This is a genomic window from Apibacter sp. HY039 (assembly GCF_004023655.1).
Taxonomy (GTDB): domain Bacteria; phylum Bacteroidota; class Bacteroidia; order Flavobacteriales; family Weeksellaceae; genus Apibacter; species Apibacter raozihei.
On the sequence record NZ_SAYM01000002.1, the window covers coordinates 301,514 to 317,093 of the forward strand.

A 15,580-nucleotide genomic window follows, 5' to 3' on the forward strand; every position below is an offset into this window, starting at 1 on the left:
TTTATTTTAAATAGTTATATTTTAATTTCCATTGAAACGGCTAAGGTATTGGAGTGTAAGTCCTGCCCTCTATCACCGGCTTTTTTATAGACTTTGTAATTGAAGTTGGGTGAAATTTTAACACCTTTTGCGATAATGTATTCAAGTCCAAATATAAACATGTCTGTATGTCCTGTAAATGCCTTGTTATCTGCATTAAAAAAATCATATCCTGAATAATATGATTCCGGAAGACTTGTACTATATACATCTGCTCTTCCAAATATTTTTATTTGTTTCGTAATTTTTCCATTAAGAAATAGTGAGTATCCATATTTATCAACTTCAGCAGCTCCGTCATTAAATACTTTACTTAATTCTGCACCGGCAGATATTTTGGAATTTCTGTATCCTATAAGTGCTGTTGCATACATTCTGTCTTTTCTATGAAGATTTTCACCTGTTTTAATATCAAATAGAGGTCTTATGATCATATTTTTAAATGGTGTTATAGTAGCTGCTACCACATACTGATACATATTATCTTTAGATATTTTTCTAAAACCTTCTCCTTTTAGAATTGCTGCATCTACAGATAAATATGGAGCTATTTTATAAACTCCTGTAATACCTATATCTGCACCTCTGGCTAAACCGTTTGCTATTGGAAAGCTTTTATTAATATATCTGTTTTCCCAATATTGTAAAGGAATAACCACATGGGGAGTAGCAAACATTCCTGCAGTGACAGATACTTTTTCAGTTTCGTATTTTATATATACGTTTTTAAGTGCGGGTGTTTTTAAACTTTGAACGTTTTCTTTTCCTATTTGTGCTAATGTTCCTTCCGGAGTAGCATCAATCATAATTCTGGTAGATAGATTTTCAGTTATCTGATAATCGTAACCTAAATAACTTCTTGCAATATCAAAACCTTGTCTTCTGTCACTTTTATTTTCTAAACTGTTTGCATACCCCATAAAAATTCTCCCGAAAACTCTTCCTTTGGGTTTAAATTCAGTAGATTCTTTTTTTGTTTCTGATACAGTATTGTTGTTGAGTGAAGAAGTATTTTGAGCCTGAAGTATTTTCATTTGCTCTTGTAATTCTTTTATTTGTTGCTGTTGTTGTTCCATTTGTTTTTGATAGTTTATCTGAATACTATCATTTTTTTGTGCTTTTATAAGGCTGATTGTAAAAGCAAAAACTATTAAAAAGATTTTTTTTTCCATACAGTGATTGTTTTAGCTATTTTCATGTGAGTAGTTGTAATTTTTTAGTTTTTTAAGTCTGTATAATAATCAGACATTGTACTAAAATCCAGATACTTATATATTTTTTTCTCATTTTCTGAAAGTACTTTTATGTGGGTCGTATACTCATCTATTGAAGGAAGTCTTCCTAATAGCGAACTAACAGCAGCTAATTCTGCAGAGGCCAGATATACTCTGGCATTAGTTCCTAATCTATTCGGGAAATTTCGTGTAGAAGTGGATATTACATTAGTTCCTTCTTTTACTCTGGCCTGATTTCCCATACATAAAGAACATCCTGGTATTTCAATTCTAGTCCCTGCTGAACAAAATGTATTATAAAGTCCCTCTTCTTTTAATTCTTTTTGATCCATTCGCGTAGGAGGGCTAATCCATAATTTGCTTTTCAGCTCTTTTTTACTTTGTTTTATTATTTCTGAGGCTGCTCTAAAATGCCCTATATTAGTCATACATGAACCAATAAATACTTCATCAATAGTTCCTTCATTTATTTCTGATAATAATCTGGCATCATCCGGATCGTTAGGAACACAAAGTATCGGCTCTTTTATTTCATTCATATCGATGGTAAGAATCGCTGCATATTCAGCATCTTTATCTGCTTTTAGTAATTCAGGTTTTGATAACCATTCTTCCATTTGCTGAATTCTCTTTTCTATAGTTTTAGAGCATTCATATCCTTCTGTAATCATCCATTTTAAGAGAGCTATATTAGATTCTATATATTCTTTAACTTTATTTTCTTCTAATTCAATAGTACATGCTGCTGCTGAACGTTCTGCTGAAGCATCAGCCAATTCAAAAGCCTGTTCCATTGTTAAGTCAGAAAGTCCTTCTATCTCTAATATACGTCCAGAAAAAACATTCTTTTTCCCTTTTTTGTCTATAGTTAATAAACCTTCTTTAGTTGCATAGTAAGGTATTGCGTGTACTAAATCCCGTAAAGTAATTCCTTCTTGTCTTGTTCCTGTAAATCTGACCAATACAGATTCTGGCATATCTAAGGGTATTACTCCGGTTGCTGCTGCAAAAGCAACTAATCCTGATCCTCCGGGAAAAGATATTCCCATCGGAAATCTAGTATGTGAATCTCCCCCCGTGCCTACAGTATCCGGAATAATCATTCTGTTTAGCCAGGAATGGATAATTCCATCTCCAGGTCTAAGCACTATTCCTTCTCTTTCTATAAAAAACTGGGGGAGTGTTTGTTGTAATTTTATATCTGCTAACTTAGGATAGGCTGCAGTGTGACAGAAAGATTGCATAACAAGATCTGCAGAAAATTTAAGGCAAGCCAGATCCTTTAATTCATCTCTGGTCATGGAACCTGTTGTATCCTGTGAACCTACGGAACTTATTTTAGGCTCGCAATATTCTCCTGGTCTAATTCCTGTTACTCCGCATGCTTTACCTACAATTTTTTGAGCTAAAGAATATCCTCTGTTTGAAGCTGGTATTTGTATATTTTTTCTAAATACATCATTTACCGGAAGATTTAAAAATTCTCTAGCCTTAGCTGTAAGTTTTCTACCTATAATGAGAGATATTCTTCCTCCCGCTCTTACTTCATCAAATAATACCGGATTTTTTATTTCAAATTTTGTAATTAATTCATTTGTACTATGTTTTCTAATTTCTCCTGCATATGGATAAATATCTATTACATCTCCTGTATTAAGCTGAGAAACATCTACATCTTCAATAGGTAATGCTCCGGAATCTTCCATTGTATTAAAAAATATAGGTGCTATTTTTCCGGCTAACACTATTCCTCCTCTTCTTTTATTGGGTACAAAAGGGATATCTTCTCCTATATGCCATAAAACAGAGTTGGTTGCTGATTTTCTTGAAGACCCCGTCCCCACTACATCTCCTACGAATACTAAAGGATATCCTTCCTCTTTTAGTTTATTTAGTAAAGAAACAGGCCCTATTTCACCTTCTTTATCCGGAACGTTGTCTGTACGAGACATTTTTAACATTGAAAGTGCATGAAGAGGAATATCTGATCTACACCAGGCTTCTTGCGCAGGAGACAAATCATCTGTATTGATTTCTCCTGAAACTTTAAATACTTTCATTGTCAACTTTTCAGAAACTTCTTTGTTGTGAGTAAACCATTCAGCATCTGCCCATTTTTGAATTACTTTCTGAGCATAAAGATTTCCTTGTTGAGCTTTTTCTTTTATAGCTTCAAATCCGTCAAAAATCAAAAGAGTATGTGAAAGCTGTTTCACCGCCAATTCTGCCAATTCTTCTATATCTAAAGCTTCAATCAGTGGTTGTATATTATACCCCCCCTGCATACTGCCTAAAATTTCAACCGCTTTGAGTCGGGAAATTACAGGACTAGTGATTTGTCCTTTACTAATTTTATCCAAAAATTCTGCTTTAATTTTAGCAGCTTCATCAACTCCTGGCGGTACCCTATTAATTAAGAGATTTAAAAATTCTTCTTCTTGTTCTTTAGGAGGATTTTTTAACAAACTAACTAACTCATTTGTATAAGATACACTTAATGGTAATGGAGGTATTCCTCTTGCCTCTCTTTCTGCCAAATGAGCATAATATTTTTCGTTCATACTTTCGATATATTTCAATACTCGACAAAATTATTACTTTTAAACCATTAAGTAAATAATACGAGTAATGATTCATATCATATCAAAATTAATAAAATAAATGAGATAAACTAAAGATTTTTTTATACTTAATATAAATTATTAATTTAAACAATTCCTATGAATTATTTAATTAAAAAATTCTACAATTAATAAAACAAGTATATTTAACACTAACTAAACACTTTATAATCAGAAAATTACTTACAATCTTCAGGTTTAGTTTTAATTTTTAAGAAGGTTACTATTCATTGTTTCGATATATTTCAATGCTCAACAAAAGTATTACGTTTTAATCAATTTAGATATATCATAAGGAATGATACATATCATATCATTGTAAATAAAAAAATGGGATAAATAAAATATTTTTTTCTAAGAAAATTGAAGTTTTGATTTAAGCTGTTAAATAAATAATTTTAATACTTAATATGAATTTGGATTAGGTATATTATAGTTTACTCAAAGACTTTTGAATTGATGTATAAATAGCCATGATACGGATTTGTTAAATTATAAAATATTGATTCGTTAAACCGACAACTATTTTAATATATAATATTTTATTACGATTAATTGTAAACTACACAATTCATTATATAAAAATTCACATCTATGTAACTTACCTCTATAGTCCTGATATTTTATATAAATTATATGAATGAATATTTTTTAAAGCATTATCGTATGTGTCAAAACTTTAATTTATCTGATGAATACTTAGACCGAAAAAGAGTGAGTGTGCTATTTTATATATGAATCCAACAAATTATTTATCCCTATTTTTATTTACGTTTTTAAATAATGATTTACATAATGTATAAATTAGTTAAAAATTTGTATTAATTTTGAATTATGGATTGGTTTGCAGAATGGTTTAATACTCCCTATTATCATATTTTATATAAAAACCGTGATGACAGGGAGGCTCAGGAATTTATTTCCTATTTACTAAAATATTTATCTATTTCCACAGATAAAAAGATATTAGATCTGGCTTGTGGAAAAGGAAGGCATAGTATTTTCCTTAACAAGCTGGGATACGATGTTACTGGAGTAGATTTAGCTTCTCAAAGCATAAAAGAGGCTAAACTATTTGAAAACGATCGTTTAAAATTTTATGTGGGAGATATGAGAAATCCTAATTTTCCCAATTCCTTTTCAGTTGTATTTAATTTATTTACCAGCTTTGGATATTTTAGTGATGAAGAAGACAATTACAGAGTTTATAAATCTGTATATGAACAAATAAGAGAAAACGGAATCTTTGTCATGGATTTTATGAACGCTTCTCTTGTGGAGAATGATTTAATTCCGAAGGAAGATAAAATAGTGGATGGTATTACATTTCACCTTGAAAGAAAAGTTGAAAATGATTTTGTTATAAAAGATATTACCTTTTCTGACCAAGGTAAGGATTATCATTATCAGGAACGAGTGAAAGGTTTTAAATTAAATTATTTTAAAAAACTGGGTGAAAAAGTAGGTTTTACACTTACGGATGTATTTGGAGATTACCAACTCAATGAATTTAATGAATCTAAATCGCCAAGACTAATTTTAATTTTTAAGAAATAGATGGATTATGCTATCTTAATTTTAGCGGTAGTACTAGGTGCTGCCATTGCTTACTATTTTCAAAATAATGCAAAGTTTAGTAAAAATTTACTTATGTTTAGTGCCGGTTTGTTACTGGCAATTACAGTTTTGGACATGTTTCCTTCTTTATACTATAACGGAGGAGCACATGCCGGTCTTTGGATCATAGTAGGGGTTGGATTACAACTTATTCTTGAAGGTCTGTCTAAAGGAATTGAACATGGACATCTTCATCATCATAAAAGCAGTCATAACGGAAACAATATTATTCCACTTAGTGTTATGCTTGGTCTTTTTATTCATTCTTTTTTAGAAGGTACTCCTATTATTGATGCACAATCCGGAATACATTTACACGGAGGACATTCGCATCATCATTCTCACTCTAATATTTTATGGGCATTAAGCATTCACAAAGTATCTGAATCAATTGTACTGGCTACTTTTCTTTTTTCTCTCAACATTAAAAGAATTTATCAGTTTCTTATACTTGTGTTTTTTGCCATTTCAGCTCCCATTGGTGCTTTCGTCGGTTCTTTTTTAAATCCTTCCTGGTATCCAAATGTTTTAGGAATTGTTGCAGGGATTTTCCTTCATATTTCTTCAGTTATTATTTTTGAAAGCAATGAAAAACATAATCTAAACTGGCAAAAACTTGTTTTGGTTTTCAGCGGTATGATTTTAGGTATAATTATTTCTCTTATATAAATAAAAAAAACTTCCCTAAAATTTTAGGGAAGTTTTTATAATAATATATAGAAATATTTAAATATCTTGAATAACCCGATATTATTTAATTTACCGGAATGTCTTTATTTACGTTTTTACTACCTATTAATGCATAATAAAGAATAAAAGCAAATTCTAATATAATTAACCAGTAGCTAGACAAGAAGCCTGAATTATCAACTATATATCCTTGAATAAGTGGCAAAATACCTCCACCGCACACCATCATCATAAAAATACCTGATGCTGCAGAAGTATATTTTCCTAATCCTTCAACTGCCAGGTTGAAAATTCCTCCCCACATAACTGAAGTACATAAACCACATAATACAAAGAACATGATAGTTATCGGTAATTGTGCTAACCCAAATGATATATCTGATTTAAACACAGGCATACTTACTGTTATTGAACTAGGGCTGACTATAGCTAAAAGTATAAATACAAGCCCTAATAAAGCTGTAAATGAAAGCATGGTCTTACTTGAAATTTTAGTTCCAAGAGAAGCTCCCACCAAACGGCCTATTAACATTAAAAACCAATACGTACCTATTACTGTTCCTGCTACAGTCGTATCTATTCCTAACCCTCCGTTATCTACAGAAGAAGTCATATATAAATTTGCTGTATTAGGAATCCCTACTTCTATACCTACATAAATAAAGATAGCTACTGCTCCCAGACAAAAATGTCTGAAAGAAAAAGCACTATATTTTCCAGTATTTTTTTCTGATTTGCCTAAAAAAGGCTCAGGAATCGATACTAAAGTCAAAACAATAAAAGCTAATGCAAAAATACCCATAGCCAGAAATAACGCAGGATTAGCATCTTTTATAGTTTGTTGTGCAGCATTTCCGATTAAATACCCTACTAAAACAGGAACTATGGTAGCTCCAAAAGAATTAATAGTTCCTCCGAATTGTAAAAGTATATTTCCTTTTTTTCCACCGCCTCCTAATGTGTTTAACATAGGGTTAACCACTGCATTTAACATACACATGGAAAATCCGGATATGAAAGCACCGGTTAAATATACTTCAAAACTTTCCAGACTACCTGATAAATATTGAATACCTACTCCAACAAACCCTACTACGATAGCTAGTAAAGCTGTCTTTTTATAACCTATCTTTTGAAGAAGAAGCCCAGAGGGAATTCCCATAAAAGCATAAGCAATAAAATTGGCTGCGTTTCCTAGTTGAGACTGAAAATTACTTGCCCCAAACTGATTTTTTATAATTACCCCCATTGGGTTTTGCAAACCTGTTACGAATGAAATCATAAAAAACAGGGCAAACATCATTATTATGGGTAAAACATAACTTTTGTTGTTCATATAACCTTATAATTTAAATTGTTTAATTTTCTTTTATTAAAAATTATATTTAAGGCCAAATTCAACTGTAAACGGTCGAATGTAAGTACCGGATAAAATAGTTCCTTCTTTTTGTTTTGCCTGTTCCGCTGTTAAAAGTAAATCTGCATCTCCCATATCTCCCTGTGCTCCTTTCTGATTCAACAAATTAATAATTGTTGAAGACAAACTTAAATGCTTGTTAATTTTATATTCCAAACCTGCAAACGTTTCCCAACGACTAGCAAAATAAACTGTGTTAGGTCTGTTTGCATATTGTTTACTGAAATATCTTGCACTTGCCCAAACTCTTAAATCTTTCCAAACATAACTAGGATCTATTTCAATTAATACTCTTGAAATACCTGTAACATACTTATCCGTAAAATCGTATTTTGCTACAGATCCATCGTTAAAGCCAACTTGACCTACGAAATTTTTATATTTCGGGTCTTGCAAAGTTAGTAAAAAATGTAATTCAAAATTTTTAAAAGGTTTAGATATTATATCAGTAGTCCAACCAATTGTTTCTATATCATATTTAGTAGTCTCTCTTTTTACTTCACCCGGATTGTTTGGGTTAGAGAAGTTAACTGTTGAACGATACTCATCTCTTGTGATGTAGGTAGCTTTAGATACTACACTAATTATAGGGTGGTTATAAAATACTCCGAAACCAGCACTAGGTATTTTAGATTTTTTAATTTTAGGATCTACCCCAATGTTATAATTTTCTAAATGTCCCGCTTGTTCTATATAATTTAAATCTCCTAATAAACCAAATTTCTCGTTTACTTTGTAGATTGCATTAACCATATAGGATTGGTTAAACCAATCTTTGTCAATTTTAGTCTTAGGTCCTGTTAAAGTTTGTAATCCCAGATTTCTGTCCTGATAATCCCCTCTTAACGTCTGATATTCTAAACGAGCACCTACATTAACTTCAAGAGATTTGGATACAGTCCATTTGTCTAAAGCAAAGAAAGCAAATTTATTTTCTCTACCGTTATGATATTCTAAACCTCCATTTAGGTTAAAGTCACCATTAGCGTTAGCTCCTGATCCAGCTTTTATTAACTTTCTAGGGTTTGGCGCAACTTCCTGAAAATACATGGCTGATTCTGTTGCATATTTGTCTATATCATAAAACCATTCGTTTACTCCAACTTTCCAATCATGAGTACCCCAGCTTGATTCGGATTTTTTACCTAATTCTATGGTTCCTGTTAATGACTGAATCGGAGTTCTTTTAGTTGCTAAAATTAAAACTCCCTGAGCATTGGATCCGGTGTAAGCCTCCCCTGTATCAGCATATACGAATTCACCAGCTGCAGCTTTTGAAATACCTGCCATAATTGGAATATAGGTACCTACTTTCGCAGAATGGTATCGTACTATATAATTTAAATTTAGTCCATTATCAAAATTGTTTTTACCGATAACGTCTATTGTATTTGATTGAGAACCGTAATCATTTAATACATCTCTTTGTACCAAGTCCCCGCTAAATGCATCCATTAAAGTAACTTTCCCGGATCTTTCATAGTATGATTTTCTACCTATTTTAAATCCTGGAACTTCACTTACCTCTCCATTTTTACCGTATATAAAAGGGCTGTATTTTTGACCAATTCCTTTTACATTTGCATATTTATATAGAGCAGTAATGGATCCTGTACCTCCGGTAAATTTATAATCCTGTGTTAAGGCTAATTTATAAATCTGAGCCTGATCAGAATAATACGTGTTAAGACCTTTTGCGTTAAAAGTTCCCGGGTCCATACTTACATAAGCTCCTGCAGAATACTTTAATCCTTTTTTATTAATAGGACCACTTACATTAGCACTCCCTCTTAATAAACCATAATGATTAGATTCCAGATTTAATTTCCCCTGAAAATCATCTGTTCCAAGATTATCATAAGAACTCAAAGAGAAACCAACATCTCCGATATTAATTGCAGTTTGACCTAAATCATATAAAGAATATTTATTTAGCATGGCATCCCCTCTCCATGTTTTTGTAGGAACTTCCGGCCAGAAGAAATATACTACCGGCAAACCGTTTTCCAATACAGTGGTTCCTCCAACGGAAGCAGGAAGACCAATATTTACATCACGAGGTCCGGTATTGTTAGCTGCATTCAACATAACTTTACTATCACCTTTCTGTTCTGCGCTTGTTTTTATTGTATCTGATTTTTGCTTTACCTGAGCAGTAAGGCTGGCACCACCTAATAGGGCTAACGAACTTACCGTTAGTATTTTAATTTTGTTTAACTTTTTCCGATTTTTTTTCATTGTGATTTTAATTTGTAGTTATTTTGTAAAATATTTTTATTGTATTTTGTTTTTATAATGGAGTAACCAAATGAATTTAAATATTTAGTTACTCCATTTATATAAACTTAAACGACTAATATGAAATCATTATTTATGATATTTGGCTGTACGGGAATCTTTAATTATTCCACTCCAGTTTAATCCATATCCGAAATCGTAAATATTACCTTCTGTATCTGTATGACATTGCATATCAAATGGAACATCTTCTAATTGTTTTTCAACGGTAGACATGTTTGCAGGCATTTGTAAAGGAAGTAATCCTGATGGTTCATATTTACCTGAAATTATATCCATTACTGCTTGCTCACCTATTCCAAAACGAACTAGAATACCTTGAACTCTACTTTCAAATTCGTTGAAAATCATTGGACGATTCACATTTGCTACTACTATAACAGGCTTATCACCCATTTGATTTTTAGTAGTTAAAACTGTTGATAAATCCATAGCATTTGAAACATTAACCGTTTTCCCTTTGTATGAACGATCTTTAATTGTTGGATCTATTACCGGATCTCCGGCAGCTATACTGTGGTCACGTGCATCTGTAGCAGTGTAACTGTTGTATTGTAAAGAAATTGGCACATATCCGTTACCTCCTTTTTTTCTGTCGTTTAAATCATATCCTCCTCCATCATTATTGCTATAAGGGCTAGATATAAATACTATTGAAAAATCTGCTTTTTTAGGATCTTCAGTTACGTTGTAATATTTTTTTACTAACTCTAAATCAATAGGGTAATCTAAGCTTGGTGATGACCAATTTCCCCACCAATCTTTAGTAGACGGGTAATAATTTTTAGGGATAAATACCGTTTTTCTGTCTTTTATTGGTAATAAGTTTGCTTTATTTTTTAATAAAACTACAGATTTAACTTGTGCATCATAACCTTCTTTCATAAAGTCAGGGTTTCCAACTAATTTAGCACTTTCAGAAGCATCTAAATATGGATTTTCAAATAATCCTAGACGGAAAATATTTTTCAAAAGTCTAACAGCAGACTGTTCGAAACGATTTCTCATATAAGCTTTTCCATGTTCTTTGATTCCCATTTTATAAGCTTCGATGATTGGTCCCATAACATTGTTACCTCCAAATTGATCCATACCAGCCATTAAAGCGATATAATGTCTTTCGGCAACTGTTTTATCTTCAACTCCCCAAGGTTTTCCGTCAAATTCATCCGGTGTTTTACCTTCGTTATGAGTTATTAACCAGTCCGTACATAATACACCGTCGTATCCGTATTTTCCTCTTAACAGGTCGGTAATGATATATTTATTAAAACCATTTGCATAATTACTGCCATCTTTAGACTGATTGTAAGATATGGTATAATAAGGCATTACAGCTGAAGCTTTAGAAGTCTTACCGTCTAATTTGAATGCTCCTTCTGTAAATGGTTTTAAATGAGTTTCAAAATTACTTCCCGGATATACGGCATATTTACCAAATGCCCAGTGTCCATCTCGTCCACCTTCTTCAGGTCCTCCACTTGGCCAGTGTTTTACCATTGCATTCACACTTTTATATCCCCATCCATCGGCTATTTCATCTTTACCAAATGAAGTTTGAAAACCATCAATGTAAGCTCTTGCCATATCAGTTGAAAGTTCAGGACTTTCACCAAATGTCATATAAATTCTATACCATCTTGGTTCAGTACCTAAATCTATTTGAGGTGATAATGCAGTGGTTATACCTAACGCTCTATATTCCTGAGCGGCAATGTTACCAAACTTACGTACAATAGAAGGGTCAAAAGTTGCTGCCAATCCTAATCCATCCGGCCAGATTGAAATATCTCCTCCAGCACCAGCGTTAAATTCCGCTTTTGTATTTCCGGTAGCTTGTCCTGAATGTCTTGGATCCGTACTTGTGTTTCCTGGAATACCTAATCCGATACCTTCAACGAAAGCTTGCATCTGGTTATTCCATTTTGCAGCTACTTCCGGACTTTTAACTGAAGTAATAAGCACATGTCTTAAGTTATCATCTTTAAGAAATGTTTTTTGGTCATCTGACAAAGCCCAAGGTTGTGCTCCACTTAAAGAAAATGGTTTACCATTATATTTCCCTGATCCAAAACCTGAGTCATTAGAAGGTATAGCCTGGTGAATACTATACAGCATTAATCCTGCTATTTGTTCTAGAGACATTTTTTGAGCCAAGTCTTTTGCTCTTTCATCGATTGGTAATCTCCAATCTTCATATTTATCAAGTTTACCATTTTTATTAAGGTCTTTAAACTTTAAACCGTCTACAGTTAAAATTTTAATCCCTGAAGTAGGAGAATAACCTATGGTAGCTCCGTTATTGTTATTAATTAAAATAAAATCGCTGTGTTGTGCCTTGACACATAGTAGAGATAAAATCGTAAATGCAGTTAAAATTCTCTTTCTCATATAATACATTTATTATTTAGTTATACATTATTTCTTTTACGTTTGTGGTTAGGTAGACACATATAAATGTCATATGGACGCTAATATACTTTAAAAAGTTTCTAAAAAAATAATTTATTAAGGTACTTTTTTTAACAAGATAAAAACATATAATACAAATAATTAATAATCAATCAATTAATTTAGTTTTGAGTGATGAAAATCATAATAGTTTGGATAAATTTTATGGTTTAAACAACCGTAATTTTGCTAATTAAGCAAAAAAAAACCTCTCAAAAATACCCTTTGAAAACGTTTTTCTTAAGATTTTCTTAATTTTTTCTTAATTTTTCTAACATTTAGCTGAATTGTAAATTACACTAGCTAATATAGAATTTCTATGTTAATAATTAATAGAATACCAACCATTTAATCTCAATAAACAGTTAAATTGTATTTATCTGATTAATTAATCTTATACAATAATAAAAAAATGGTAAAAAAAAGTAATTAATTTTGTATAGATTTCACTTTTCTAAATATAACTAACTCATGCAAAACAATAAAACATTTTCTGGAAGCGGTGATTTACTTTTGAAAAACAGAAACGAATTCCTGCCCGGAATATCTGTAGATAATGTTATTTTTGGATACCATGACGGTAAAATTAAAATTTTACTTAATAAATTTATTTCTTTTAATAAATGGATGCTTCCCGGAGGGTTTATTTACACATCTGAATCGGTAAATGGTGCTGCTATAAGAATATTAAAGGAACGAACCGGCCTTGAAGATGTTTTTTTAAAACAGTTTCATACATTTGGTGACATAAACAGAACCAGCCTCGATGAAAATATGGACCTTCTTAACAAACATTTTACAGACTCTGAAGCCCGAAATAAAAATCACTGGCTTATCCAACGGTATGTAAGTATTGGTTATTATGCTTTTGTAGATTATTCCAGAACCAGTATAAAATGTTATGATGATGAAGATATTCAGTGGTCAGATTTGGATAAAATTCCTGCATTGTATTCTGACCACAATAAAATAATACAAACGGCCATCAGAGAAATCTGTAAGTATATTGCTTATATCCCTATCGGTTATGAATTACTTCCGGAAAAATTTACCATGAGCGATCTGCGTTTAATTTATGAGGCATTTTTGGGAGAAAAATTAGATCGTCGTAATTTCCAGAGAAAAATGCTTTCCATGGGTCATCTTAATAAATTAGATGAAAAAAGTGAAAAAAGAGGAGTAAAACCTGCAGTCCTATTTTCCTTTAATAAAGAAAAATATACTGAGGGTATAACCAAATTCTTAAAAATATAATCATTTAACTACATACATAATAACAAAAAAAGCCCCTATACTTAGGTTAAAATATAAAATTTAATATATTTAGTGATATAATTCATAATATGTTAAAAATTTTATTTTGTACTTTTGAAAACTCAACTAAAACAAAATACAAAATATGATTTTATTAGCAGACTCAGGAGCCACAAAAGCCGACTGGATTGCCATCGATACGGAAGGTAATCGTTTATTTTCTTCTCAAACCAAAGGTTTAAGCCCCGAAGCTATCGATAAAGAAGAAATGTTAATAAGACTTAACGAACGTTTTGATATCTCTCAAAATAAAGAAAAAGTCACCAAAGTATTCTTTTACGGGGCAGGTTGCGGTACAGACAATATGAAAGATATTGTACGTGCAGCTTTGGAAGAATTTTTCACTAATGCAGAAGAAATTGTAGTGGAAGAAGATACTTACGGAGCTGTTTATGCAACAACTCCTCCGGGAACTCATGCCATTGTGTGTATTCTGGGTACCGGTTCAAATTGTAGTTATTATGATGGTGAGTCACTTCACCAGAAAATTTTGTCGTTAGGATATTTATTGATGGATGATTGCAGCGGTAACAAATTAGGAGCTGATCTTATTAGGGCTTATAATTTCCAAACCCTTCCTAAAGTTTTATCTGACAAACTGGAGCAGGAATATAATATGGATATTGATGAAATTAAGGAAAATCTTTATAAGAGACCTAATCCTAATGCTTACTTAGCAACTTTTGCAAAATTCATTATCCAAAATAAAGATCATGAATTTATCAAAAACATTATTGATAAACAGATTCAGACATTTATTGATTGTTACATCAAACAATACGATAACTGTGCAGAAGTTCCTATCAACTTTAATGGTTCAATCGGCTTTTATTTAAAAGATGAATTGGAAAGAAAACTTACTGAAAATGGATTAAAGCTTGGAGTTGCTTTAAGAAGACCTATTGATGGTTTAATCGAATACGTTAAAAGTCATAAATTATAATATTTATAATATATTACAGAATAAAGGGAGTTTTTTACAACTCCCTTTTGTTTTTTAATTACTTTATTATTAAAAATAAAATTATATTTTTGTCATCATCTAATTAAAAAAAATGCCAAGAACAATTGTAATTACGGGAACATCTTCTGGTGTCGGGCTAGCTTTGGGAAATTATTTTCAAGAAAAAGGGTACCGAGTGTTTGGATTAAGCCGTTCCGTATCTGATTCAGCAAAATTTAAAACTATACCTACAGATATTACTAAAAAAGAGGAAATTGAAACTGCTTTTGCTACTATAATTAAGGAAACAGATACTATAGACTGGATTATTAATAATGCGGGCAAAGGTATGGTGGGACCGGTTGAAAATGCTACTATTGAGGAAATCATTGAACTTTTTTCTCTTAACCTGGGGGCTCCTGCCGTAATTATTTCGCACGTACTTCCCATAATGAGGAAAACCAATCAGGGAAAAATTATCAATATTTCTTCCATCGGAAGTGTCATGGGGCTTCCTTTTCGGGGATTTTATTCTGCATCAAAATCTTCGCTCGATATGGTTACAGAATCCTTGCGTTATGAATTAAAAAATACTCATATTGAAGCTTGTACTATTAATTTGGGAGATATAAAAACCAATATAGCCGATCACAGAATCAGAAGCGAAATATCAGATTTTTATAAATCTGATTTTGAGGAAGTGTATGATAGAATGAATGTGGATGTAAATACCGGTTTGGATCCGTACACACTTGCCCCTTATATAGAAAAATTATGCTTACAAAAAAAGCGTTTAAAACCTCACTATTATTTTGGAACCTCCACTCAAAAACTGTCGGTATGGGTAAAATCCCTCATTCCGCAAAAATGGTTTGAAAAGATTATAGCTAAATATTCGGGATTATAATATAATTAGTATACCTATATGAATAAAAAACAGGTTTTTCAAAAAGAA

10 protein-coding genes are annotated in these 15,580 nt (G+C 31.8%); 5 read left to right on the top strand and 5 right to left on the bottom strand.

Features of this window, described 5'->3' with window-relative positions; translation table 11 throughout:
• Positions 1-14 precede the first annotated feature (14 nt).
• Together EQ921_RS05370 and EQ921_RS05375 are read right to left on the bottom strand one after the other, a co-directional pair.
• The gene (locus EQ921_RS05370) at positions 15-1,211 is read right to left on the bottom strand and encodes a hypothetical protein (RefSeq protein WP_128330880.1); all 1,197 of its coding nucleotides are present in this window, start codon (positions 1,209-1,211) and stop codon (positions 15-17) included.
• A 44-nt stretch (positions 1,212-1,255) separates the two neighbouring features.
• The gene (locus EQ921_RS05375) at positions 1,256-3,835 is read right to left on the bottom strand and encodes a bifunctional aconitate hydratase 2/2-methylisocitrate dehydratase (protein WP_128330881.1); all 2,580 of its coding nucleotides are present in this window, start codon (positions 3,833-3,835) and stop codon (positions 1,256-1,258) included.
• An 894-nt stretch (positions 3,836-4,729) separates the two neighbouring features.
• Here EQ921_RS05375 and EQ921_RS05380 point away from each other — a divergent pair.
• Together EQ921_RS05380 and EQ921_RS05385 are read left to right on the top strand one after the other, a co-directional pair.
• Positions 4,730-5,452, top strand: a complete 723-nt coding sequence (locus EQ921_RS05380) for a bifunctional 2-polyprenyl-6-hydroxyphenol methylase/3-demethylubiquinol 3-O-methyltransferase UbiG (protein WP_128330882.1) — start codon at positions 4,730-4,732, stop codon at positions 5,450-5,452.
• Positions 5,453-6,181, top strand: a complete 729-nt coding sequence (locus tag EQ921_RS05385) for a ZIP family metal transporter (RefSeq protein ID WP_128153168.1) — start codon at positions 5,453-5,455, stop codon at positions 6,179-6,181.
• Positions 6,182-6,266: 85 nt separating this feature from the next.
• Here the strand turns inward: EQ921_RS05385 and EQ921_RS05390 are convergent, their stop codons facing one another.
• From EQ921_RS05390 to EQ921_RS05400, 3 genes are all read right to left on the bottom strand, one after another.
• Positions 6,267-7,538, bottom strand: coding sequence for an MFS transporter (locus EQ921_RS05390; RefSeq protein ID WP_128153169.1), 1,272 nt, complete (start codon positions 7,536-7,538; stop codon positions 6,267-6,269).
• 36 nt (positions 7,539-7,574) lie between these two features.
• Positions 7,575-9,857, bottom strand: a complete 2,283-nt coding sequence (locus EQ921_RS05395; protein ID WP_185144510.1) for a hypothetical protein — start codon at positions 9,855-9,857, stop codon at positions 7,575-7,577.
• Positions 9,858-9,986: 129 nt separating this feature from the next.
• The gene (locus tag EQ921_RS05400) at positions 9,987-12,308 is read right to left on the bottom strand and encodes a glycoside hydrolase family 3 N-terminal domain-containing protein (protein ID WP_128330883.1); all 2,322 of its coding nucleotides are present in this window, start codon (positions 12,306-12,308) and stop codon (positions 9,987-9,989) included.
• Between the two features lie 531 nt (positions 12,309-12,839).
• Here EQ921_RS05400 and EQ921_RS05405 point away from each other — a divergent pair.
• From EQ921_RS05405 to EQ921_RS05415, 3 genes are all read left to right on the top strand, one after another.
• Positions 12,840-13,622, top strand: a complete 783-nt coding sequence (locus tag EQ921_RS05405; protein ID WP_128330884.1) for an NUDIX domain-containing protein — start codon at positions 12,840-12,842, stop codon at positions 13,620-13,622.
• 145 nt (positions 13,623-13,767) lie between these two features.
• Entirely contained in the window at positions 13,768-14,625 is an 858-nt protein-coding gene (locus tag EQ921_RS05410; RefSeq protein WP_128153172.1) for an N-acetylglucosamine kinase, read from the top strand.
• Between the two features lie 112 nt (positions 14,626-14,737).
• Entirely contained in the window at positions 14,738-15,532 is a 795-nt protein-coding gene (locus EQ921_RS05415; RefSeq protein WP_128330885.1) for an SDR family NAD(P)-dependent oxidoreductase, read from the top strand.
• Positions 15,533-15,580 lie beyond the last annotated feature (48 nt).

Excerpts from the sequence above, each read along its gene's own strand:
- EQ921_RS05370 (WP_128330880.1), bottom strand. The coding sequence starts at position 1,211 with ATGGAAAAAAAAATCTTTTTAATAGTTTTTGCTTTTACAATCAGCCTT.
- EQ921_RS05400 (WP_128330883.1), bottom strand. The coding sequence starts at position 12,308 with ATGAGAAAGAGAATTTTAACTGCATTTACGATTTTATCTCTACTATGT.
- EQ921_RS05395 (WP_185144510.1), bottom strand. The coding sequence starts at position 9,857 with ATGAAAAAAAATCGGAAAAAGTTAAACAAAATTAAAATACTAACGGTA.
- EQ921_RS05405 (WP_128330884.1), top strand. The coding sequence starts at position 12,840 with ATGCAAAACAATAAAACATTTTCTGGAAGCGGTGATTTACTTTTGAAA.
- EQ921_RS05380 (WP_128330882.1), top strand. The coding sequence starts at position 4,730 with ATGGATTGGTTTGCAGAATGGTTTAATACTCCCTATTATCATATTTTA.
- EQ921_RS05375 (WP_128330881.1), bottom strand. The coding sequence starts at position 3,835 with ATGAACGAAAAATATTATGCTCATTTGGCAGAAAGAGAGGCAAGAGGA.
- EQ921_RS05390 (WP_128153169.1), bottom strand. The coding sequence starts at position 7,538 with ATGAACAACAAAAGTTATGTTTTACCCATAATAATGATGTTTGCCCTG.
- EQ921_RS05415 (WP_128330885.1), top strand. The coding sequence starts at position 14,738 with ATGCCAAGAACAATTGTAATTACGGGAACATCTTCTGGTGTCGGGCTA.
- EQ921_RS05410 (WP_128153172.1), top strand. The coding sequence starts at position 13,768 with ATGATTTTATTAGCAGACTCAGGAGCCACAAAAGCCGACTGGATTGCC.
- EQ921_RS05385 (WP_128153168.1), top strand. The coding sequence starts at position 5,453 with ATGGATTATGCTATCTTAATTTTAGCGGTAGTACTAGGTGCTGCCATT.